The following is a 22,571-nucleotide window of genomic DNA, read 5'->3' on the forward strand; positions in this document are numbered from 1 at the left end:
CGGAGACTTCGAGCGCCATGCGCGCTACGGGCGCTTCGAAGGCAGAGGCCGCGACAGAGACCAAGACCGAGACGCAGACCGAGACGCAGACCGAGACCAAGACGTGGGCGGAGGGGCAGGCGACGCCTCCGAAGCGGGTGCTGATCGCCGCGGACAAGTTCAAGGGCTCGCTCACGGCGGTGGAGGTCGCCGAGCGCGTCACGGCGGGGCTGCGCCGCGGCGCGCCCCAGGGCGGCGAGGGACTCCGGATCGCGGCGCTGCCCGTCGCCGACGGCGGGGACGGCACGGTGGACGCGGCGGTCGCGGCCGGGTTCGAACGGCGCGAGGCGCGGGTCACCGGGCCGCTGGGCGCGCCGGTGACGGCGGCGTACGCGCTGCGCGGGACCACGGCCGTGGTGGAGATGGCCGAGGCGTCCGGGCTGCGCTATCTGCCGCACGGGGTCTTCGCGCCGCTCACCGCGACCACGTACGGCAGCGGCGAGCTGCTGCGCGCGGCGCTCGACGCGGGCGCTCGCACGATCGTCTTCGGCGTCGGCGGCAGCGCCACGACGGACGGCGGCGCGGGGATGCTCAGCGCGCTCGGCGCGCGCTTCCTGCGCGAGGACGGTACGCCCGTGGGGCCGGGCGGGGGCCCGCTGCGCGACCTCGCCACGGCAGATCTGTCCGGCCTCGACCCGCGCCTGGCCGACACCGAGACCGTCCTGGCCAGCGATGTCGACAACCCCCTGACCGGTCCGAAGGGCGCGGCGGCGGTCTACGGCCCGCAGAAGGGCGCGGGCGAGGACGATGTGGCGGCCCTGGATGCCGCCCTCGCCCACTACGTACGCGTCCTGGAGCGCGCGGTCGGGGCCTCGGCCGCCGAGTACGCCCTCGCGCCCGGCGCGGGCGCGGCGGGCGGCATCGGCTTCGGCGCCCTCGTCGGCCTGGGCGCGGCCTTCCGCCCCGGCATCGAGGTGATGCTCGACGTCCTCGGCTTCCCCGCCGCACTGGAGGGCGCGGACCTGGTGATCACGGGGGAGGGCTCGCTGGACGAGCAGACCCTGCACGGCAAGGCCCCGGCGGGCGTCGCGGCGGCGGCCCGGGCGCGGGGCATCGAGGTGGTCGCGGTCTGCGGCCGCCTGGCCCTCGCCCCGGTGGCCCTGGGCAACGCGGGCATCCGCCGCGCCTATCCCCTCACCGACCTGGAACCGGACCCGGTCCGCTGCATCGCCGAAGCCGGCCCCCTGCTGGAACGCGCGGCAGAACGCCTGGCGGCGGACTTTCTCGGCTGACTTCGGCGTATCTACCGAATTCGGGTACGGGTACGGGTGCGTACCCGTACCCTGGTGTCATGAGTGGAGGGAGCCTTGCCATGGCCGACGCCAACGTCCGCATTCCCACCGAGGCACGAGACCGGCTGGCCGAGATAGCGGCTTCGGAGGGGCTTTCCCTGCGGGCGTATCTGGCCCGCCTCGCCGACACCCTGCTCACCCCGGCCGAGCGGGCCGAGCGGGCTGAGCGGGCTCGCGCCGTGTTGCAGGAGTGGAACGGGTACAACCCCAGCGAAGCCGAAATCGCGGCCCTGGACGCCGACCTGGATCGTCGTCTGGCCGAGGCGGACGCCCGGTGACCGAAGCTCTGCACATCGTGCTGGACGACACCGCCATGGTGGCCGCCGGACGAGGCAATGTCCTGCTCTCCCGTCTGATCCACCGTGCTCACGCCGAGCCGGGCTGGTTCCTCTACGCTCCGGCCTGTGCCCTTGTGGAGGCCGACCGGGCCCGTCCCGGAACGGCGGAGCACATCGCCGCGCTGCCCAGCCTCACCGTCCTCGACCTCGACCTGCCTGCCGCTTTGGCGGTGGCACGCGACGCCGCCGGATGGGCGGCTGCCCACACCGCGTACGTGGCCCAGCCGACCCCTGAGCGCCCTGCCGGGGCGGTGGTCGCGACGGCTGCGGCGGACGAGTGGAAAGGGCGATCGGTGCGCATCCTCGAGGTGGGGCCGTAACCCCGGCCGTAACCAGAAAAAGCCGTGGGGCCCGAGCGGGTAGCTCGGGCCCCACGGCTTTTCCGTCGAAGGACGGGCGGCCTGCCGGCCGCTACGGCAGCTGCGCTGCCCGCGCCTCGCGGCGGTTGTCGCGGAAGGCGTTCACCCGGCGGGCCGTGGCGAAGAGGGGGATCACCGCGCCCATGACGACCTGCAGGGCGCAGGCCGACTGGAGCAGCAGCTCGCCGCCGGGGGCCTCGAAGGCCCAGGCCGCCAGCAGCGCCATGCTGGTGACGATCCAGCCGAGCATGGCCACCGCGAGCCGGCCGCGCGGCTTCGGGTACTCCACCCGGCTCACCATCAGCCAGGCGACGCCGATGATCGCGAGCAGCGTCGGCACGAACGGCAGGCCCAGCAGGACCACCGAGACCACCGTCAGCGCGCCGAAGGGGCTCGGCATGCCCTGGAAGACTCCGTCACGCAGCGTGACACAGGAGAATCTCGCAAGCCGTAGCACCACCGCCAGCAGCACCACGATCGCGCCCACCACCGAGACCCGCTGATACGCGTCGTCGGAGACCATGCCCCAGACGAGGACGAAGTACGCGGGTGCCAGCCCGAAGCTGATCAGGTCGGAGAGGTTGTCCAGCTCCGCGCCCATCGCCGAGCTGCGCAGCTTCCGCGCGACCAGTCCGTCGAAGAGGTCGAAGACGGAGGCGAGCAGCATCAGCATCACGGCGGATGCCGCGCTGTGCCGGGTCATCCCGCCGTCCTCGCTGCCCGTCAGGTGCGGGATGAGGACGCCGGTGGTGGTGAAGTAGACCGCCAGGAAGCCACAGGTGGCGTTGCCCAGGGTCAGCGTGTCGGCTATCGACAGTCGCGTCGACAGCGGCATGTCGTCCGTCTCGTCGACGGCGTCCACCTCGGCCTCGGGGACCCAGGCGGCCTGTGTGTCGGGATCAATCACGGTCAAGGCGTGTCACCCCCGCGGTGGTGGCCTGGCCGACCTCGACCGCGACATCGACACCCTCGGGGAGGTAGATGTCGACCCGCGAGCCGAAGCGGATGAGACCGATCCGCTCACCCTGCTCGACCTTCGTGCCCTGTGGCACATACGGCACGATACGCCGGGCGACCGCACCGGCGATCTGGACCATCTCGATGTCGCCGAGCTCGGTGTCGAAGTGCCAGACGACCCGCTCGTTGTTCTCGCTCTCCTTGTTGAACGCGGGAACGAAGCCGCCGGGGATGTGTTCCACGGAGGTCACGGTGCCGGCCAGCGGGGCGCGGTTGACGTGAACATTGAGCGGGCTCATGAAGATGGCGACGCGGGTGCGCCCGTCCTTCCACGGCATGATGCTCTGCACCACACCGTCGGCGGGCGAGATCACACGGCCTTGCGTGATCTCTCTCTCGGGGTCGCGGAAGAACCACAGCATGCCCGCCGCGAGCGCGGTGGCGGGCACGGCGACCGCCGCCCAGCGTCCGGAGCGGCGGGCCCGAGCAAGACTGACCGCCGCGGTGGCGACGGTCGGGAGGAGCCACGGCGATGCTCCGCGCGCGAGGCGTACACCGAACGGGCTGTCGCGTTGTGCAGAGGATTGGCTGTGGGGCATGGATGACCTTCGTAGCGGAGGATGCCGCGACGCAAGACTGGGGACGGCGGCTTTCCCGGATGGTATCGGTTGCGAGCGGTAACTGGGCAAGCGCCGGGGCCTGTCGGTGGCTGGTCAGTGACCGAAGACCCGCGGCGCGGTGTGACCTTCTTCTCTCGGATACCACCCCAAAAGGGACGTTCAGTCTTGGGTTCGGTATTCCTCCAGGAGTCTCCGTCCAATAATCATTTTCTGGATCTCAGCGGTACCTTCGCCGATGAGAAGCATCGGTGCCTCTCGGTAGAGGCGCTCGATCTCGTATTCCTTGGAGAAGCCGTACCCGCCGTGGATGCGGAAGGCGTCCTCCACGACCTCTTTGCAGTACTCCGACGCGAGGTACTTGGCCATTCCCGCCTCGAGGTCGTTGCGCGCGCCGGAATCCTTCTTCCGGGCCGCATTGACCATCATCGCATGGGCCGCCTCGACCTTTGTTCCCATTTCGGCCAGTTTGAACTGGATGGCCTGGTGCTGCGCGATCGGCTTGCCGAAGGTATGCCGCTGCTGTGCGTAGGCAACGCCCAGCTCGAAAGCGCGCTGTGCCACACCGCAGCCGCGGGCGGCGACATTCACCCGGCCGACCTCGACTCCGTCCATCATTTGGTAAAAACCTCGGTTCGGCATCCCGCCGAGCACTCGATCGGCCGGAATGCGCAGTCCGTCCATGATGAGCTCGGTGGTGTCAACGCCCTTGTAGCCCATCTTGTCGATCTTGCCGGGGATGGTCAGACCGGGCCGGACCTCGCCGAAGCCCGGCTCCTTCTCGATCAGGAAGGTGGTCATCGCCTTGTGCGGCGCGACCCCCTCATGGGCGTCGCCGGTCCGGCACAGAACCGCCACCAGAGTGGAGGTGCCGCCGTTGGTCAGCCACATCTTCTGCCCGTTCAGGACGTACTCGTCGCCGTCCTGAACCGCCTTGCTGGTGATGGCCGACACATCCGAGCCCAGCCCCGGCTCCGACATCGAGAAGGCGCCCCGGATCTCGCCCAGCGCCATCTTGGGAAGGAAATACTCCTTCTGTTCCTCGGTGCCGTGCTGCTTGAGCATGTAGGCCACGATGAAGTGGGTGTTGATGATGCCCGAGACGCTCATCCAGCCGCGTGCGATCTCCTCCACGCACAGTGCGTAAGTGAGCAGTGACTCACCCAGGCCGCCGTATTCCTCCGGGATCGTCAGCCCGAAGACGCCGAGCTCCTTCAGCCCCTCGACGATCGCGGTCGGATATTCATCGCGATGTTCCAGTTCCGTCGCGACCGGCAGGATCTCCTTGTCGACAAAATCCCTGACCGTGGAGAGAATCTCCCGCTGGATGTCGGTCAGGCCCTCGGTCTGCGCCAGGCGGCTCATGTCACTGCTCTCCCAGCTCCGGGCGGCCCGGCTGCTCGCCGCCCCGCTCCTTGATGTACGTGGCGGTCGGCACCATCACCTTGCGCCGGAAGACGCAGACCAGGGTGGAGTCCTGCTTGTAGCCCCTGGTCTCCACATGCACGATGCCCCGGTCCGTCTTGGACTTCGACGGTGTCTTGTCGAGGACTGTCGTCTCGCCGTAGATCGTGTCGCCGTGGAAGGTGGGTGCGACATGCCGTAGCGACTCGACCTCCAGATTGGCGATGGCCTTTCCGGAGACATCGGGGACGGACATCCCCAGGAGCAGTGAGTAGATGTAGTTCCCGACCACCACGTTCTTGCCGAAATCGGTCGTCTTCTCGGCGTAGTTGCTGTCCATGTGCAGTGGGTGGTGGTTCATGGTGAGCAGACAGAAAAGGTGGTCGTCGTACTCGGTGACCGTCTTCCCCGGCCAGTGCCGGTAGACGTCGCCCACCGTGAACTCCTCATAGGTACGGCCGAACTGCATGGCTCATGCCTCCGGGGGCTGGAAGGTGGACGTACGGGTCATCCCGGCCGCGCGGCCCTTGCCCGCGACGACCAGGGCCATCTTGCGGCTGGCCTCGTCGATCATCTCGTCGCCGAGCATCGCCGAGCCCTTCATGCCGCCCTCCGCCGAGGTGCAGTAGTCATAGGCGTCCAGGATCAGCTCGGCGTGGTCGTAGTCCTCCTGGGACGGCGAGAAGACCTCGTTGGCCGCCTCCACCTGGCCGGGGTGCAGCACCCACTTGCCGTCGTAGCCCAGGGCGGCCGCGCGCCCCGCCACCTCGCGGAAGCCGTCCACGTTCCGGATCTGGAGGTAGGGGCCGTCGATCGCCTGGAGGTCATGGGTGCGGGCCGCCATCAGGATCCGCATCAGGATGTAGTGATAGGCGTCCGCCGGATAGCCGGGCGGCTGCTCGCCCACGACCAGCGACTTCATGTTGATGGACGCCATGAAGTCGGCCGGGCCGAAGACGATGGTCTCCAGACGCGACGAGGCGCCCGCGATCTCGTCCACGTTGACCAGGCCCTTGGCGTTCTCGATCTGCGCCTCGATGCCGATCCGCCCGACCTCGAAGCCCATCGTCTTCTCGATCTGGGTGAGCAGCAGGTCCAGCGCGATCACCTGCTGGGCGTCCTGCACCTTGGGCAGCATGATGCAGTCCAGGTTGGGGCCCGCGCCCTCGACGACCGTGATGACGTCCCGGTACGTCCAGTGGGTGGTCCAGTCGTTGACCCGCACCACCCGGGTCTTACCGGTCCAGTCGCCCTCGTTCAGCGCCTTGACGATGGTGTGCCGGGCGTCCTCCTTGGCCAGCGGCGCACAGGCGTCCTCCAGGTCCAGGAAGACCTGGTCGGCCGCGAGCCCCTGGGCCTTCTCCAGGAAGCGCGGATTGGAGCCGGGGACGGCCAGGCAGGAGCGGCGGGGTCGACTGACGGCGGTGGCGGGCGACGGGCGGGAATCTGCGCGGTCGGGGGCGGTCATACGAGAACCTCCAGAGGGGGAAGCGTGTTCGCGGCGCGGATCTCATCGACGATACGGCCGATGATCTCCGTGATGCCGAAGTCCTTGGGGGTGAAAACGGCGGCGACACCCGCGGCGCGCAGCGCGGCCGCGTCCGTGGCCGGGATGATCCCGCCCACGATGACGGGGATCTCCGGGGCACCCGCGTCGCGCAGCCGCTCCAGGACGTCCGGCACCAGCTCGGCATGCGAACCGGACAGGATGGACAGCCCGACGCAGTGCACATCCTCGGCCACGGCCGCCGAGACGATCTGCTCGGGGGTGAGCCGGATCCCCTGGTAGACCACCTCGAAACCGGCGTCCCTGGCCCGTACGGCGATCTGCTCGGCGCCGTTGCTGTGCCCGTCCAGACCGGGCTTGCCGACCAGCAGCCGCAGCCTGCCGCCGCCGAGCTCGACCGCCGTCTTCTCGACCTTCTCGCGGACGGTGGACAGCAGGGAGCCTGCCTCCGTGGCGACCGCCAGGGGCGCGCCGCCGACTCCGGTGGGGGCGCGGTACTCGCCGAAGACATCGCGCAGCGCCCAGGACCACTCCCCGGTGGTCACGCCCGCGCGGGCGCAGCGCAGGGTCGCCGGCATCAGGTTCTCGGTCCCCGCGGCGGCCTTACGGAGGGCGGTGAGGGCCTCCTGGGCGGGGCCCTCGTCGCGCTGCTCGCGCCAGGCGTGCAGGGCCGAGACGACCCGCGCCTCGTTCTCCGGGTCCACCGTCATGATCGCGGTGTCGAGATCGGCGGTGAGCGGATTGGGCTCGGTGGACTCGTAGCAGTTGACGCCGATGATCTTCTCTTCGCCCGCCTCGATCCGCGCCCGGCGCTCGGAGTGGGAGGCCACCAGCTGCGCCTTGAGGTAGCCGGATTCGACGGCGGCCATCGCCCCGCCCATCTTCTCGATCCGCTCGATCTCGGCCTCGGTCGCCTCGACCAGCGCGGCGACCTTGGACTCGATCACATGGGAGCCCTCGAAGATGTCGTCGTACTCCAGCAGATCGCTCTCCAGGGCGAGGACCTGCTGGATGCGCAGCGACCACTGCTGGTCCCAGGGGCGGGGCAGGCCCAGCGCCTCGTTCCAGGCCGGGAGCTGGACGGCGCGGGCGCGGGCGTCCTTGGAGAGGGTGACGGCCAGCATCTCCAGGACGATGCGCTGGACGTTGTTCTCCGGCTGGGCCTCGGTCAGGCCGAGCGAGTTCACCTGGACGCCGTAGCGGAACCGGCGGTGCTTGGGGTTCTCGATGCCGTACCGCTCACGGGTGACCCGGTCCCAGATGCGGCCGAAGGCGCGCATCTTGCACATCTCCTCGATGAAGCGGACGCCCGCGTTCACGAAGAAGGAGATCCGGGCCACCACGTCGCCCTTACGGTCCTCGGGAACCTGGCCGGAGGCGAACACCGCGTCCAGGACGGCGATTGCCGTGGACATCGCGAAGGCGATCTCCTGCACCGGAGTGGCCCCGGCCTCCTGCAGGTGGTAGCTGCAGATGTTGATCGGGTTCCACTTGGGGATGTGGTTCACCGTGTACGCGATCATGTCGGTGGTCAGCCGCAGGCTCGGGCCCGGCGGGAAGACATGCGTACCGCGCGAGAGGTACTCCTTGACGATGTCGTTCTGCGTCGTCCCCTGGAGCTTGCCGATGTCCGCGCCGTGCTCCTCCGCCACGACCTGATACAGCGCCAGCAGCCACATCGCGGTCGCGTTGATGGTCATGGAGGTGTTCATCCGCTCCAGGGGGATCTCCTGGAACAGCCGCCGCATGTCGCCCAGATGGGAGACCGGGACCCCGACCCGGCCCACCTCGCCGCGGGCGAGGATGTGGTCGGGGTCGTAGCCGGTCTGGGTGGGCAGGTCGAAGGCGACCGAGAGCCCGGTCTGGCCCTTGGCCAGGTTGCGCCGGTACAGCTCGTTGGACGCCTCGGCGGTGGAGTGCCCGGCGTAGGTGCGCATCAGCCAGGGCCGGTCCTTGGGGCGGGGTGTGCCACTCATCAGATGTCCCGGCTGTGCTTGGTGGTCCGTTCTGACGAGTCGTCACGGCTGTGCCTGATGGTCCGCTCCGACGAGTCGTCACGGAACAGGTTGATGCCGTCGATGTGCTGCTCGCGCATCGCCTGGTCACGCACGCCCATGCCCTCCTCGGGGGCCAGGCACAGCACACCGACCTTGCCCTGGTGGAGGTTGCGGTGGACGTCGTACGCGGCCTGTCCGGTGTCCTCCAGACGGTAGGTCTTGGACAGCGTCGGGTGGATCTTGCCCTTGGCGATCAGGCGGTTGGCCTCCCACGCCTCGCGGTAGTTGGCGAAGTGCGAGCCGATGATCCGCTTCAGCTGCATCCACAGGTAGCGGTTGTCGTACTCGTGGGTGTAGCCGGAGGTCGAGGCGCACGTGACGATCGTGCCGCCCTTACGGGTGACATAGACGGACGCGCCGAAGGTCTCCCGGCCCGGGTGCTCGAAGACGATGTCCACGTCCTCGCCGCCGGTCAGCTCGCGGATCTTCTTGCCGAACCGCTTCCACTCGCGCGGGTCCTGGGTGCCGTCGTCCTTCCAGAACGCGTAGTCCTCGGCGGTGCGGTCGATGATCGCCTCGGCGCCCATCCGCCGGCAGATCTCGGCCTTCTGCGGCGAGGAGACCACGCAGATCGGGTTGGCCCCGCCGGCCAGCGCGAACTGGGTGGCGTAGGAGCCGAGCCCGCCGCTCGCGCCCCAGATCAGGACGTTGTCGCCCTGCTTCATCCCGGCGCCGTTACGGGAGACGAGCTGCCGGTAGGCGGTGGAGTTGACCAGGCCCGGGGCGGCCGCCTCCTCCCAGCTCAGATGCTTGGGCTTGGGCATCAGCTGGTTGGACTTGACCAGGGCGATCTCGGCGAGCCCGCCGAAGTTGGTCTCGAAGCCCCAGATGCGCTGCTCGGGGTCGAGCATGGTGTCGTTGTGGCCGTCGGAGCTCTCCAGCTCGACCGACAGACAGTGCGCGACCACCTCGGCGCCCGGCTGCCAGGCGTTCACACCGGGGCCGGTGCGCAGCACGACGCCCGCGAGGTCGGAGCCGATGATGTGGTACGGCAGGTCGTGCCGCTTGGCCAGGGGGGAGAGCTTGCCGTACCGCTCCAGGAAACCGAAGGTCGGCAGCGGCTCGAAGATCGAGGTCCACACGGAGTTGTAGTTGACCGAGCTGGCCATCACGGCGACGAGTGCCTCTCCGGGGCCGAGCTCCGGCACCGGCACCTCGTCCACGTGCAACGACTTGCGGGGGTCCTTCTCCCGGGTGGTGAGGCCCGCGAACATCTCGGCCTCGTCCTTGCGCACGGTCACCGCGCGGTACGACTCGGGGATGCGCAGTGCCGCGAAGTCCTCGGGTGCTGTGTCCGACGCCAGGATCGCGTCGAGTATCTCGTTCATCGGTGCCTCCGGCGAGGCGTCCAAGGGGGACGCCTGAGGGAACGCTGGGCTCGTGACGGGTGATGCTGATGCGGTGCCGTCGGTTCGGCGGAGGTGGTGCTCGATGCGGCGCGGGTGGCGCCGGTTGCCTGGTGACGCAGGCGTTGTCCGGGCGCACAAAGCGGTTTGCGGGGACAGCCGGCGCACGAAGGTTGGCAGTGCGCCGGCCGCCCGGACTCCACTCACGGTATGGCACGCTGTGCCACCTCGCAAGACACTGCGTGCCAACAAATTCCCTCAGTTGTCATCTCGGCTGCACACATGAGCAGTGACGGCCGCCCCAGGGATGGGGCGGCCGTCACTGTGGGTGTCGGTGAGGCGCGTCTCGTCAGTCGTTCCTCTCCAGCGAGAGCGCGAAGACATGGGCCCGTGCGGTGCCCGAGGGGGCGGTCAGCGTGATCGCCGACCGTTCCTTGCCGGGTCCAGCTCCCCCACCTGGTGGAAGATCGCGGCCATGGTGCCCAACGGGCCGGTGCGGGTGTGGATCCGGCTGGTCCGCACCGCCTCCGTCTCGCCGTACGCCGGGCCCGGAATCCAGCCCGTGAGCTGGATGGTCAGCGTGCCCGTAGAGCCGTCGGCGTACGTGGCCTCGGCCGGCACGGACACATCGCCGGTGTCGCCCGCGCCCAGCACATGCGGCCGGCGCCGAGCCGGGCCCGAGGCCCGGCGGGGGCGGGACCTGCCTGTGGGGGCGGGCCCCGCCCCTCCGTGTCCGACCCTGGGCCCGCGAGCGGGGGCGGACCCCGCCCCTCCTCCCTGCCGCGACGGCGAGACGGCGAGACGCCCGACGGTGGAGTCCGGCGGTGGAGTCCGGCGGTGCCGAACCGTCCACAGGGGCGGGCACCCCAGCCCATGACGCGGGTCACCCGGCCCGGGAGGCGAGCCCCGGACCGGCGCCTCCGGACGCCTGCCAGAGCTACCGCTTGAGCGCTTCCTTGATCGTGCGCATCACCTCGGCCAGTGGCGCATCCGTCCGCGCCACCATCACCACCACCTCGTCCTCGTCCGTCGCCGACACCGTCGCCGCGGGGCGGCTGCCGGACGGAAGGGGGCGGGCGCCGATGCCGCTCCCGAAGGTTTCGCGGACGATCGCGAAGGCGTGGTCCAGCTGGGTCTCCACATCGCCCTGGCCACCCGCCCGCAGCCAGCGCCGCAGCACATGGTTGTGGGCTGTGACCACGGCCGACGCGGCGACCTCGGCCAGCAGCGGATCGTCGTCGCCGTCGTGGTGGGCGCCCTCGTCGAAGTGGCCCAGCAGATAGCGGGTGAACAGCCGCTCGTAACGGGCCACCGAGGCGATCTCCCGCTCCCGCAGCGCCGGTACCTCACGGGTCAGCCGGTAGCGCTCCACGGAGACGGTCGGCGCGGCCGCGTACATCCGCATGACCTCCTTGATCCCGCGGCACACGGTGTCCAGGGGGTGCTCATGCGGAGGTGCCGCGTCCAGCACCGCCGCCGCCCGCACCAACGTGTCGTCGTGGTCCGGGAAGATCGCCTCTTCCTTGGAGCGGAAGTGCCGGAAGAAGGTGCGGCGGGCCACTCCCGCCCTGGCCGCGATCTCATCGACGGTCGTCGCCTCGTACCCCTGCGTCGCGAACAACTCCATGGCCGCGGCCGCGAGTTTGCGGCGCATGGACAGACGTTGAGCCGCGGCGCGGCGACTTCCCGCGCTCTCACCGCCACCGGATGAGGGGGATCGCTTCGTACGCTCCGTACGTGTGGCCTTCACGGGCTGGGACATGTGGGGAACGTAACACGCTTGTGAGTGCCGGTGCGGGGGCAGACCGACGGAAGGCTCCAGCAGCCCGCCCCACCCGGAACCGGACTCAGACGGTCCGCCCCACCCGGAGCAGAATTCAGACCTTCGCATACTCGCGGAAGCCGCGCCCGGTCTTGCGCCCCAGGCACCCCGCGGCCACCAGATGCTCCAGCAGCGGCGCCGGCGCCAGGCCCGGTTCACGGAACTCCCGGTGCAGCACCCGCTCGATGGCCAGCGACACATCGAGCCCCACGACATCGAGCAGTTCGAAGGGGCCCATCGGATAGCCGCCGCCCAGCTTCATCGCGGCGTCGATGGCGTCCGGAGTGGCGTAGTGCTCCTGCACCATCTTCACGGCGTTGTTGAGGTACGGGAACAGCAGGGCGTTCACGATGAAGCCCGCCCGGTCGCCGCAGTCCACCGGATGCTTGCCCACCGCCGCGCACACCGCGTGCGCGGTCGCGCGCACATCGTCCGCGGTCAGCACGGTGCGCACCACCTCGACCAGCTTCATCGCGGGCGCCGGGTTGAAGAAGTGCAGGCCCACCACGTCCTGCGGGCGGGAGGTCGCGCGTGCGCAGGCCACGACCGGCAGCGAGGAGGTGGTCGTGGCCAGCACCGCACCCGGTTTGCAGACCTTGTCGAGCACCTTGAAGAGCTGCTGCTTGACGACCAGGTCCTCGGCCACCGCCTCCACGGCGAGATCGACCTCGGCGAACGCGTCGAGTGCGTCGGCCGCGGTGATCCGCTCCAGCGCCTGCTCGCGGGCCTGCTTGGTCATCCGCCCCTTGGACACCGACCTTTCCAGGGATTTCCCTATGCGGGCCTTCGCCCGCTCGGCCTTCTCCAGGGTCCGGCCGGCCAGCACCACCTCCAGGCCCGCCTTCGCGAAGACCTCGGCGATCCCGGAGGCCATCGTGCCCGAGCCGGCGACCCCCACGGCGCGCACCGGACGCGCCCCTTCCGTGGAGTGCCGCACCTCGGCCGTCGCGGCGTCCGGAACGACGGCGGCGCTGCCCGGCGCCTCGTACGTGTAGAAGCCGCGGCCCGCCTTACGGCCGGTGAGACCGGCCTCGGAGAGCTGCCCCAGGATCGGCGCGGGCGCGTGCAGCCGGTCGCCGGAGGCGGCGTACATGGCCTCCAGGACGGTGCGGGCGGTGTCGATGCCGATCAGGTCGAGCAGGGCCAGCGGGCCCATCGGCAGCCCGCAGCCGAGCCGCATCGCGGCGTCGATGTCCTCCCGCGCCGCGTACTTGGCCTCGTACATCGCGGCGGCCTGGTTGAGATAGCCGAACAGCAGCCCGTCGGCGACGAATCCGGGCCGGTCGCCGAGTGCCACCGGCTCCTTGCCCAGATCGCGGGCGAGGGCGGTGACCGCCTCGACGGCCGCGGGGGCGGTCAGCACGCTGGAGACGATCTCGACGAGCTTCATCGCGGGCGCCGGATTGAAGAAGTGCAGGCCCAGAACCCGCTCCGGATGGGCGGATTCGGCGGCCAGCCGGGTCACCGACAGCGCGTTGGTGCCGGTCGCGACGATCGCCGTGGGGCTGATGACAGTGTCCAGCTCGGCGAAGACCTCGTGCTTGGTGTCGTAGTCCTCGGGCACCACCTCGATCACCAGCTCCGCGTCGGCGGCGGCGCGCAGGTCGGTGGAGACGCGGAAGCGGCCGAGGATCCCGGCGCGCTCCCGCTCGGTGATCCGCTCGCGGTGCACGGCGCGGGCGGTGGCGACCTCGAGCGCGGTGACGGCTCGGCGGCAGGCGCCTTCGCTGACGTCGATGCCGATCACCTCACGGCCCGCCCGGGCCAGGATTTCGGCGATGCCGGTGCCCATCGTGCCGAGCCCGACGACGGCGACAGTAGTGAGCGGGGCCCGGGAGGGGGAGAGATCAGAGGGGGACGTAGTGCTGACGCCGGTGTGTGGGAGACGGTCCATCGCGGACTCCAGAGGGTGTTCCCCGTAGACGGGGATGAAGTGACGACTGAGGGGAGCTGGTGCCATGCCACTGCTGCCGTTCACGCCACGCATGCGCGGGGGGCTGACGCGGTTGGCACAAATCCCCGGTGGAAGGGCTTGCACGCTCCCTTACGGACAGCGCCGCACGGAGGAAACTGCCCTTGGGAGACACATGGCCGGCCCTGTCCCGGGGCCATGCCGTACTCGCTTTTCTGGAACTGCAGAACCGACGTCACACAAGGCGGCTGCGTCACCAGGCCGCCGGAGCAGGGGTGCTGCTCGTGTCGCCATATTAACTCGCGGGTAATCAAGATGCCAGAGTTCAAAGTGCGGCCGTGCCCGCGCGCGGCCCACCGGGGAGGGGAGACCTCGTATGGACGAAGAATTCCGGACGCTGACGGAGCGGGTACGGGCCTCGCTCTCAACCCCGCGGGAAACGGCGGCCCATGCCTCGCTGCTCGCGCTCGTACGCCAGGGCACCCCCGCCGCGCGCGAACAGCTGGCCCGCATCCTGGTCGCGCCGGAGCAGCCGCTGTGGGCGCGTGAGACGGCCGCCTTCGTGCTCGGCAGCGCAGGAGACCGCCGGGCCTTCGAAACCCTTGTCCTCCTGCTCAACTACCGTGAGCCGGCCCGCTGTGCGACCGCCGCCCGGGTGCTGGCCCGCCTCGGCGATCCGCGCACCGCGCGGGCGGCCGCCGCCCTGGCCACCAACCCGCTGCGCACCGCGTACTCCCTGCACCCCATCCGGCTGCTGGTGGAGCTGCGGGCCGCCGAGTCCGTACCGGCCCTGGTCGCCGCGCTGGAACGGCAGTTGGCGGCCCGTGACCGCCACTGGGCGATCGCCCGCGCCTGCGTCGAGGGCCTGGGCGCGATCGGCGACGAGCGCGCGATCCCGGCGCTGACCGCCGCCGCCCGGCACATACGCCTCAGCGCGGCGGCCGCCGCCGCCCTGGCCCGCATCACCGGCGAGGGCGCCGTCACGGGCGGGGGCGCCCCGGAGCCGGCGGGCAAGGGCGGCGCGGCGGAGAAGGTGGGTGAGGCGCGCGTGCCGTGAGGGACAGTGGGGACACCGTCCGCCGGGAGGTGCGTGTGCTCACGGCGGTGCGCGCATGCTCACACGCGCGTGCTCACAGCAGGGACAGCTGGGCGGGCGCCGGCGGTGAGTCGGCCCGGGCGTCCGGCTCCTCCGGCTCGTCCGGCACATTGCGGTGCGCGCCCGCCGCGTACGGGCCGATGCCGTACTCGGCTGCGAAGTCGTGGACCATCCCGGTGATCCGCCGCTGATACCACTTCGGGGCGTAGGAGCCGCCCTCGTACAGCGCGTCGTACCGCCGCAGCAGCCGGGGGTGGTGGCGGGTGAGCCAGGTGGTGAACCACTCGCGGGCGCCCGGGCGCAGATGGAGCACCAGCGGGGTCACGGAGGTGGCTCCGGCCTGAGCGATCGCCCTTACGGTGGCGCGCAACTGCTCGGGGGAGTCGCCGAGGAAGGGGATCACCGGGGCCATCAGCACGCCGCACGGGATCCCGTGGGAGGACAGCGTCCGTACGACGTCCAGGCGCCGCTCGGGCGAGGGCGTGCCCGGCTCGACGGTGCGCCACAGCTCGCCGTCGGTGAAGCCGACCGAGACCGAGACGCCGATGTCGGTGACGCGTGAGGCCCGCCGCAGCAGCTCCAGATCGCGCAGGATCAGTGTGCCCTTGGTGAGGATCGAGAACGGGTTGGCACGCTCCACGAGCGCCGTAAGGATGCCGGGCATCAGCTGGTACCGGCCCTCGGCGCGCTGGTAGCAGTCCACGTTGGTCCCCATGGCGATGTGCTCACCGGCCCAGCGGCGGGAGGCCAGCTCGTGGCGGAGCAGCTCCGGCGCGTTGGTCTTCACCACGATCTGGGAGTCGAAACCGGTCCCGGTGTCCAGGTCGAGATAGCTGTGCGTCTTGCGCGCGAAGCAGTAGACACACGCGTGAGTGCAGCCCCGGTACGGGTTCACCGTCCACTCGAAGGGCATCCGGGAGGCCCCGGGCACCCGGTTGATGACCGAACGCGCCCGGATCTCGTGGAAGGTGATCCCGCGGAACTCCGGGGTGTCGAAGGTACGGGTGGTCACCGCGTCCGCGGCGAAGAGGGCCGGGGTGGCCGACGTGTCGTCTCGGGTCAGGTTGTCCCAGCGCATCGCAGGCACCTCCGGGTCTCGCTCGTTACCACAATAGAACACATGTTTGATTGGTTTTCGTCAACCCTCGATTTGGGCGGGTGACCTTGAGGTGGTTGGCTTGCGCTCGTCAAGGCGTCACGGGCTGGGGGCGCCACGTCGAGCGCGGAGGGACATGCGATGGGCCAGGTCGAGGCCACTACGGAGCGGATCGTCACGGGTAAGCCCGAGGACGTGTTCGACGCACTCGCCGACTACCGCGAGACCCGCCCCCGGCTGCTTCCGCAGCAGTTCAGCGAGTACGAGGTGCGCGAGGGCGGCGACGGTGAGGGCACCGTCGTGCACTGGAAGCTCCAGGCCACCAGCAAGCGGGTGCGCGACTGCCTGCTGGAGGTCTCCGAGCCGAGCGACGGCCAGCTGATCGAGAAGGACCGCAACTCCTCCATGGTCACCACCTGGACCGTCACCCCGGCGGGTGAGGGCAGGTCGCGGGTCGTCGTCACCTCGACCTGGACCGGTGCGGGCGGCATCGGCGGCTTCTTCGAGCGGACCTTCGCCCCCAAGGGGCTGGCCCGGATCTACGACGAGCTGCTGGCCAAGCTCGCCACCGAGACCGCCCAGTAGCGCTCGGAACGTCCTGATCCCGTCCCCCGGACCGAGCGTCGCACTCACCGGTTCGGGTGGTTTTCTCCGCGGTCCGGCATACCCCCCGCACACACTCCCACCGGGGGGAATGCCGCCTACAGCCCCTCGTCGGTGATTCGTCGCTGTTTGCCCCTGGTTGCGCGTGATGCGAGAAATGGGCGGCGCAGGCGTGACGAGGGGAGAAGGACGTGGGCGGCACCACCGGGGCCACCGTGCCGAAGCGGCGGGAGAGCCACGAGCGGCACGGGGGGTACGAACCGGCGGGCCCTCCCGCCCACGCGACCGACGGCGGAACCGACGGGCCCGGGGGCGCGGGCGCGGCGCCGCCTCCGGCGGAGGGCGCCGTCCCGGCGCCCGCCCCGCTCAGCCCGGCCCGGGTGCGGATGGTCTTCTTCGGGCTGATGCTCGCGCTGCTGCTCGCCGCCCTCGATCAGACCATCGTCGCCACCGCCCTCCCCGAGGTGGTCGGTGAGCTCCACGGCCTGGACAAGATGTCCTGGACCGTCACCTCCTACCTCCTCGCGGTCACCATCGTGCTGCCGGTCTACGGCAAGCTGGGCGACCTCATCGGCCGTAAGAGCGTCTTCGTCTTCGCGATCGTCGTCTTCATCGCCGGATCCGCGCTCGCGGGCTGGTCCCGCACGATGGACGAGCTGATCGCCTTCCGCGCGGTGCAGGGCGTGGGCGCCGGCGGTCTGATGATCGGCGTCCAGGCGATCATGGCCGATATTGTTCCGCCCCGGGAACGCGGCCGCTATATGGGGCTCATCGGCGCCGCGTTCGGCCTCGCCTCGGTGGCCGGGCCGCTGCTCGGCGGGTTCTTCACCGACCATGCCTCCTGGCGCTGGTGCTTCTATGTCAACGTCCCCTTCGGCCTGGTCACCCTCGCCGTCGTGGCCGCCGTCCTCAAGGTGCCGGAGCCGCCGCGGCGGGCGCGCTTCGACTATCTGGGCGCGCTGTTCCTGTCGCTGTTCTCCACCTGCGCGGTGCTGCTGACGAGTTGGGGCGGCACGGAGTACGCATGGGGCTCCCGCGTCGTCCTCGGGCTCGGCCTGGGGGCGGTCGGTTCGGCGATCCTCTTTGTCGTCGTGGAGTGCGTCGTCCCCGAACCGATCATCCCCATGCGGCTGTTCCGCGACTCGGTCTTCTGTGTCAGCGGGCTGATCGGCGCCGTCATCGGCGTCGCCCTCTTCGGCGCCGCCAGCTATCTGCCGACCTTCCTGCAGATGGTCGACGGCGTCTCGGCCACCGAGTCGGGGCTGCTGATGGTGCCCATGATGGGCGGCATGGTGCTGGCCTCGATCGTCTCCGGTCAGCTCATCAGCGCCACCGGCCGCTACAAGGTCTTCCCCATCGTCGGCGGGCTGATCTCCGTCGTCGGCATGTGGCTGCTCTCCCGGCTGGAGGAGGACACCTCCCGCCAGGACTACAGCCTGTGGATGGGCGTCCTCGGGCTCGGCCTCGGGCTCGTCCTGCCGGTGCTCATCCTCGCCGTGCAGAACGCCGTGCCCGCGGCCGACCTCGGCTCGGCCACCAGCGCCAACAACTACTTCCGGCAGATCGGCGGCAGCGTCGGCGCGGCCGTCTTCGGCACGCTCTTCGCCAACCGGCTCGCCGACCGCCTCGAGGTCGACCTGCCGTCCGGGGCGGCGTACGGGCGCGGCAGTGACGGAACCGGTCTGCCCGACCCCGACTCGGTCACCCCGCAGATGGTGCACGCGATGCCGGGCGCCCTGCGGGACGGCTACATCGCGGCGTACGCCCACGCCATGCCGCGGATCTTTCTCTATCTCGTGCCGGTGCTCGTCCTGGGCTTCCTGCTCGCCTTCCTCCTGAAGGAGAAACCTCTGGTGTCCCACACCGACTATGCCGTCCAGCAAGACCTGCAAGACCCCGTGGTGCCGGCCGCGCGCACAGGCGCCCGGCACGCCGCGGCGGCCGCGCCCTCCGCGCCGCCACCCTCCGCGGGCGTCCCGGTCTGCGGCACGGTCCAGCACCACGACGGCACCTCGGTCCCACGAGCGGCTCTGACCCTCATCGACATCGGCGGACGCCAGATCGGGCGCGGTGCCACCGGGGAGGACGGGAGGTACGCGCTGAGCACGCCCGGCGCCGGGTCGTACGTCCTGATCGCGGCGGCCGGCGGGCACCAGCCGCGGGCGGTCAGCGTCACCGTCGGGGACCGGCCGGTCGACCTGGACGTGGTCCTCGGCGGGGCGGGGCGGCTCGCCGGTGCCGTCCTTACGGCGGACGGCACCCCCGTAAGGGAGGCGACCGTCACCCTGACCGATGTGCGCGGCGAGGTCGTCGCGACCACCCGCAGCGGCCGCGAAGGGGGCTATGTGATGGACGAGTTGGTGGCGGGCGAATACACCCTCGCTGCCAGCGCCCCCGCGTTCCGCCCCGCCGCCCTCCCCGTCTCCGTCCAGGCCGCGCGCGAGACCCGGCAGGACATCGAACTGGCCGGTGGCGCGGTGCTGCGCGGGGTCGTCCGGGCCACCGGCGGCCGGGTGGTGGAGGACGCCCGGGTCACGCTGCTGGACGCGGCGGGCAATGTGGTCGACACGGCGACGACGGGCCCGGACGGCGCGTTCCGCTTCATCGACCTGTCGGCGGGCGAGTACACGGTCATCGCGGCCGGCTACCCGCCGGTGGCGACGGTCCTCCAGGTCGCGGGCGGCGGCCGTACGGAGCGCGATCTCCAACTGGGCTACGAGGACTAGGCCCGGAGCCCCGTCGGGAGGCGCCGCGGCGCCTCCCGACGGCGGCCTCCTTCGCACGTACCCGCACATGACACCTATTCGGGTATTGCCTCCCGCGGACGCCCGCGACAGCCGTACCGTGGGTAGCGCTGTCGCAGATCTTGCGTGCGAAGGAGTCTTCCGCCTATGGAGTACGGCACGTCGCGCTGCGACGACGGCCAGGGCGAACCGCCCGCGGTGCCGGAGCAGCGCAGAGGTGTCCACGGAAGGATGCCGCTCGCGGTCGTCGTCATCGACGCAGAGGGGCGCGTCACGCATTGGAGTTCGGGGGCCCGCAGGCTCTTCGGACCCACCCGCGAACAGGCCGTCGGCTGCCCCGCCGTCGATCTGATGCCGGTCTCGGGGGCGTTACGCGGCGCGGAGGTGCGCACCGACGCGACGGGCCACCCGGAACTCGACGATTCGCTGCTCGGCACCATGTACTACCCCACCGCGGGCCGGGCCCGTATGGCCGACCCGGACCATGGCCAGGCGGACGTCCTGTGGTGGGCGTACCCGCTGGTGGGCCCCGGGCCGGAGCGGTTGCTGGTACTGGCGGCGGACGCCGACGGAGTGGGCGGGGACGCGCTGGGGCGGGACGAGCGGATCGCACCCGGATTCGCGCTGCACACCGAGTTCCCCGGCGCCGAGCGGCTGGCCGGCCGGCTGCCGGACATCCTGCCCAACATGGGCCCGGCCACGGCCGGCCGGATCGTCTCCCAGGTGCTGGAACTGGGCTATCCGGTACTGGAGATCAGCCACCATGAGCGCGTCCCGGTGACGCCGGACTGGGGGATGCCGCGCTACCGCGAGCGCCGGGCGCGCCAGGAGGCCGTACCGCGGCGCGCGGTCACGGCGGACGGCGCGCCGGATCGCGGGCACGCCTGCGAGCGGTCGCTGGGCCCCGATGAGGTGGACCTGGAGTACGCGGCGGTCCGGGAGCGGCTGGAGTTCCTCAACGAGGTCAGCGGCCGTATCGGCACCTCCCTGGACCTCGCCCGCACCATCCGCGAGGTGACCAGCGCCGCCGTGCCGCGCTTCGCGGACTTCGCCGGTACCCATCTGCGCGCCCAGGTCCTGGCGGGCGAGGGGTTTCCCGACGGCCCGCCCGACGTCGCCACCGTCTGGCACCGCGTCTGGGTCGAGCACAACGACGAACCGGGCCGCTGGGACGACACCGTGCCGGTCGGGGAGAGCATCGCGTTTCCCGAGCACACCCCGTTCTTCCAGTGCATGGTCACGGGCGAGCCGGTGCTGATCCCCTCCATCAGCGACGAGGCGGGCGACCGGATCGCCGGGCAGTTCGAGAAGCGCGACCTGAGACCGCTGATCAATGGCCGGTCGATCCTGATCGTGCCGCTCAAGGCGCGCGATGTGGTGCTGGGCTTCATGGTGCTGCTGCGGCGCCCCGGGCGTGAGGCGTTCGACGACATGGACCGCACGACCGGCGCCGAACTGGCCGCCCGCGCAGGTCTCGTCCTCGACAACGCCCGGATGTACACCTACCAGGAGAACGTCGCCGAGACGCTCCAGGACAGCATGCTGCCCCAGGCGACCCCGCGCATGGCGGGCTGCGACACCACGACCCGCTGTCTGCCCGGGACCCGGCTCGGCAGGGTCGGCGGAGACTGGTTCGACACCATCAAGCTGCCCGGGTCGCGCACCGCGCTGGTGGTCGGCGACGTCATGGGGCACGGGCTCACCTCGGCGGCGATGATGGGGCAGTTGCGCACCGCCGTGCAGACCATGGCCGCGCTCGACCTGCCGCCCGCCCAGCTGCTGCGCACCCTCGACGACTTGGCCCAGCGGCTCGGCGAGCACTATCTGGCCACCTGTCTGTACGCCGTCTACGACCCCGTCGGCTCCGAGCTGGTGCTCTCCAACGCGGGCCATATCCCGCCCGTGCTGGTGCGGGCCCAGGACGGCCGCAGCGAGCTGCTGGACCTGCCGACCGGGGCGCCGATCGGCGTGGGCGGGGTGCCCTTCGAGACGGTGACGGTGCCGGTGGAGCCCGGGGACCGGCTGGTGCTGTGCGCGGACGGCCTGGTCGAGGTGCGCGGCCAGGACATCGGCGCGGGGATCGCCGCGCTGTGCGAGTCCGCGGCGCATCCGGCGGCGTCCATGGACGATGCGTGCGACACCATCATCCGGGCGCTGGCCGCCGCCTCTTGGGACAAGGACGGCCGTGGCGGCCGTAAGGACGACGTGGCGCTGCTGATGGCCCGGCTGGGCGGCATACCGGCCGAGCATGTCGCCCAGTGGCGGCTGGCGCTGGACCCCAGCGAGGTCGGGCGGGCCCGCCGGCTCGTCCGCGAGCGGCTGCTGCGGTGGGGGCTGCCGGAGTCCGTGGAGACCGCCGAGCTTCTGGTGAGCGAGGCGGTGACCAACGCGATACGGCATGCCCACACCCACCATGTGCGGCTGCGCCTGGTCCGCACCGACGCCCTGCTGTGCGAGGTCACCGACGACGACCACGAACTGCCGGCGCTGCTGAGCGCGGGCCGGGACGACGAGAGCGGGCGCGGGCTGCGGGTGATCAGCAAACTGGCGCGCGAGTGGGGTACGAGTCGCACGGGGCGCGGTAAAACGGTGTGGTTCGAGCAGGCGTTGGCACACTCAGGGGAGCGGCGATGAGCGTCTCGGAGCGCTACCGGCAGGCGTGGGAGAGCTACTGGCAGCAGACCTCGGACGCCCCGGGGGACGCCATCTGGGACGCGGACCCCTCGCTGAGCGCCGCCCCGCATCTGGACCTGCTGGCGCCGTACGCGGACCCCTCGCTGCCGATCGTCGACCTGGGCTGCGGCAACGGCACTCAGACCCGCTATCTGGCCTCCCGCTTCGGGCGGGCGGTGGGTATCGACCTGTCCCGCGCCGCGGTGGAGCACGCGCGGCGCGCCGATCCGGCGGGCGCGGCGGAGTACCGGCAGCTGAGCCTGGCGGACGCGGCCGGGGTGGCGGAGCTGGCCCGGCGGCTCGGCGACGCCAATGTGTATATGCGTGCCGTCATCCACCAGAGCGACTCCGCCGACCGGCGTCCGGTCGCGGAGGCGGTGGCCACGCTGCTGGGGCGGCGCGGGCGGGGATTCGTCGTGGAGCTGACGGCGGAGTCCAAGGCCGTGCTGGGAGAGCTGGCGGCGAGCCCGGGCGGTCCGCCGCTGAAGCTGCGTCGGGTCTTCGACCACGGGCTGCGGCCGGCCGACGCGGCGGACAAGGAGGTGCCGGAGGTGCTGGCGGAGGCCGGGCTGGAGATCCTCGCCGAGGGCCCGACGGCGCTGGCCCAGACGGAGCAGTGGCCGGACGGCTCGCGGGTCGAGCTGCCGGCCCGCTGGTTCGTGGTCTCGCGGGCGTAGGGCCCTTGCCCACGGGTGGCCGGGGCGCATGC

At 71.0% G+C, this 22,571-nt stretch carries 19 protein-coding genes; 8 read left to right on the forward strand and 11 right to left on the reverse strand.

Going from position 1 to position 22,571, the window contains the following annotated elements; genetic code table 11:
- The first annotated feature begins 137 nt into the window (after positions 1-137).
- From AS97_RS34615 to AS97_RS34625, 3 genes are all read left to right on the forward strand, one after another.
- Positions 138-1,271 carry a glycerate kinase gene (locus AS97_RS34615; RefSeq protein ID WP_210567342.1) on the forward strand — a complete coding sequence of 378 codons (1,134 nt, stop codon included), beginning with the start codon at positions 138-140 and terminating at the stop codon, positions 1,269-1,271.
- Positions 1,272-1,351: 80 nt separating this feature from the next.
- Positions 1,352-1,609 carry a hypothetical protein gene (locus AS97_RS34620; protein WP_210567343.1) on the forward strand — a complete coding sequence of 86 codons (258 nt, stop codon included), beginning with the start codon at positions 1,352-1,354 and terminating at the stop codon, positions 1,607-1,609.
- Positions 1,606-1,989, forward strand: coding sequence for a hypothetical protein (locus tag AS97_RS34625; RefSeq protein WP_210566229.1), 384 nt, complete (start codon positions 1,606-1,608; stop codon positions 1,987-1,989). Before AS97_RS34620 ends, AS97_RS34625 begins: the two co-directional genes overlap by 4 nt.
- A 91-nt stretch (positions 1,990-2,080) precedes the next feature.
- Here the strand turns inward: AS97_RS34625 and pssA are convergent, their stop codons facing one another.
- From pssA to AS97_RS34675, 10 genes are all read right to left on the reverse strand, one after another.
- The gene (gene pssA, locus AS97_RS34630; protein ID WP_185929962.1) at positions 2,081-2,941 is read right to left on the reverse strand and encodes a CDP-diacylglycerol--serine O-phosphatidyltransferase; all 861 of its coding nucleotides are present in this window, start codon (positions 2,939-2,941) and stop codon (positions 2,081-2,083) included.
- Positions 2,928-3,584, reverse strand: coding sequence for a phosphatidylserine decarboxylase (locus AS97_RS34635; RefSeq protein ID WP_059141911.1), 657 nt, complete (start codon positions 3,582-3,584; stop codon positions 2,928-2,930). Before AS97_RS34635 ends, pssA begins: the two co-directional genes overlap by 14 nt.
- 180 nt (positions 3,585-3,764) lie before the next feature.
- A complete protein-coding gene (locus tag AS97_RS34640) occupies positions 3,765-4,967 on the reverse strand; it encodes an acyl-CoA dehydrogenase family protein (protein ID WP_210566230.1) in 1,203 nt (400 codons plus the stop codon).
- A 1-nt stretch (position 4,968) separates the two neighbouring features.
- Positions 4,969-5,475 (reverse strand): MaoC family dehydratase, encoded by a 507-nt coding sequence (locus tag AS97_RS34645; protein WP_210566231.1) that lies wholly within the window; start codon positions 5,473-5,475, stop codon positions 4,969-4,971.
- A 3-nt stretch (positions 5,476-5,478) separates the two neighbouring features.
- Positions 5,479-6,474: a CoA ester lyase gene (locus AS97_RS34650; RefSeq protein WP_086709781.1), complete on the reverse strand. Its 996-nt coding sequence runs from the start codon at positions 6,472-6,474 to the stop codon at positions 5,479-5,481.
- Positions 6,471-8,489: a protein meaA gene (locus tag AS97_RS34655; protein WP_125759110.1), complete on the reverse strand. Its 2,019-nt coding sequence runs from the start codon at positions 8,487-8,489 to the stop codon at positions 6,471-6,473. Before AS97_RS34655 ends, AS97_RS34650 begins: the two co-directional genes overlap by 4 nt.
- Positions 8,489-9,898: a crotonyl-CoA carboxylase/reductase gene (ccrA, locus tag AS97_RS34660; RefSeq protein ID WP_210566232.1), complete on the reverse strand. Its 1,410-nt coding sequence runs from the start codon at positions 9,896-9,898 to the stop codon at positions 8,489-8,491. The genes AS97_RS34655 and ccrA overlap by 1 nt, the downstream gene beginning before the upstream one ends.
- Before the next feature lie 429 nt (positions 9,899-10,327).
- Positions 10,328-10,543: a hypothetical protein gene (locus AS97_RS34665; protein WP_247204581.1), complete on the reverse strand. Its 216-nt coding sequence runs from the start codon at positions 10,541-10,543 to the stop codon at positions 10,328-10,330.
- A 310-nt stretch (positions 10,544-10,853) separates the two neighbouring features.
- Positions 10,854-11,678 carry a TetR family transcriptional regulator gene (locus tag AS97_RS34670; RefSeq protein ID WP_059141918.1) on the reverse strand — a complete coding sequence of 275 codons (825 nt, stop codon included), beginning with the start codon at positions 11,676-11,678 and terminating at the stop codon, positions 10,854-10,856.
- A gap of 115 nt (positions 11,679-11,793) precedes the next feature.
- A complete protein-coding gene (locus AS97_RS34675) occupies positions 11,794-13,632 on the reverse strand; it encodes a 3-hydroxyacyl-CoA dehydrogenase (protein WP_059141919.1) in 1,839 nt (612 codons plus the stop codon).
- Positions 13,633-14,026: 394 nt separating this feature from the next.
- Here AS97_RS34675 and AS97_RS34680 point away from each other — a divergent pair, with 394 nt between their 5' ends.
- Positions 14,027-14,707: a PBS lyase gene (locus AS97_RS34680; protein ID WP_059141920.1), complete on the forward strand. Its 681-nt coding sequence runs from the start codon at positions 14,027-14,029 to the stop codon at positions 14,705-14,707.
- A 73-nt stretch (positions 14,708-14,780) separates the two neighbouring features.
- On the opposite strand, the gene AS97_RS34685 is transcribed toward AS97_RS34680, so the two are convergent.
- A complete protein-coding gene (locus tag AS97_RS34685) occupies positions 14,781-15,824 on the reverse strand; it encodes an Rv2578c family radical SAM protein (RefSeq protein WP_086710695.1) in 1,044 nt (347 codons plus the stop codon).
- Between the two features lie 159 nt (positions 15,825-15,983).
- Between AS97_RS34685 and AS97_RS34690 the strand changes: the two genes are divergently transcribed.
- From AS97_RS34690 to AS97_RS34705, 4 genes are all read left to right on the forward strand, one after another.
- The gene (locus tag AS97_RS34690) at positions 15,984-16,427 is read left to right on the forward strand and encodes an SRPBCC family protein (protein WP_059141922.1); all 444 of its coding nucleotides are present in this window, start codon (positions 15,984-15,986) and stop codon (positions 16,425-16,427) included.
- A gap of 209 nt (positions 16,428-16,636) precedes the next feature.
- Positions 16,637-19,171, forward strand: coding sequence for an MFS transporter (locus AS97_RS34695; RefSeq protein WP_210566233.1), 2,535 nt, complete (start codon positions 16,637-16,639; stop codon positions 19,169-19,171).
- Positions 19,172-19,336: 165 nt separating this feature from the next.
- Positions 19,337-21,823, forward strand: coding sequence for a SpoIIE family protein phosphatase (locus AS97_RS34700; protein ID WP_210566234.1), 2,487 nt, complete (start codon positions 19,337-19,339; stop codon positions 21,821-21,823).
- Positions 21,820-22,539, forward strand: a complete 720-nt coding sequence (locus AS97_RS34705) for a class I SAM-dependent methyltransferase (protein WP_125760093.1) — start codon at positions 21,820-21,822, stop codon at positions 22,537-22,539. Before AS97_RS34700 ends, AS97_RS34705 begins: the two co-directional genes overlap by 4 nt.
- Positions 22,540-22,571: the final 32 nt, after the last annotated feature.

This window comes from Streptomyces sp. AgN23 (assembly GCF_001598115.1).
Classification (GTDB): domain Bacteria; phylum Actinomycetota; class Actinomycetes; order Streptomycetales; family Streptomycetaceae; genus Streptomyces; species Streptomyces antimycoticus.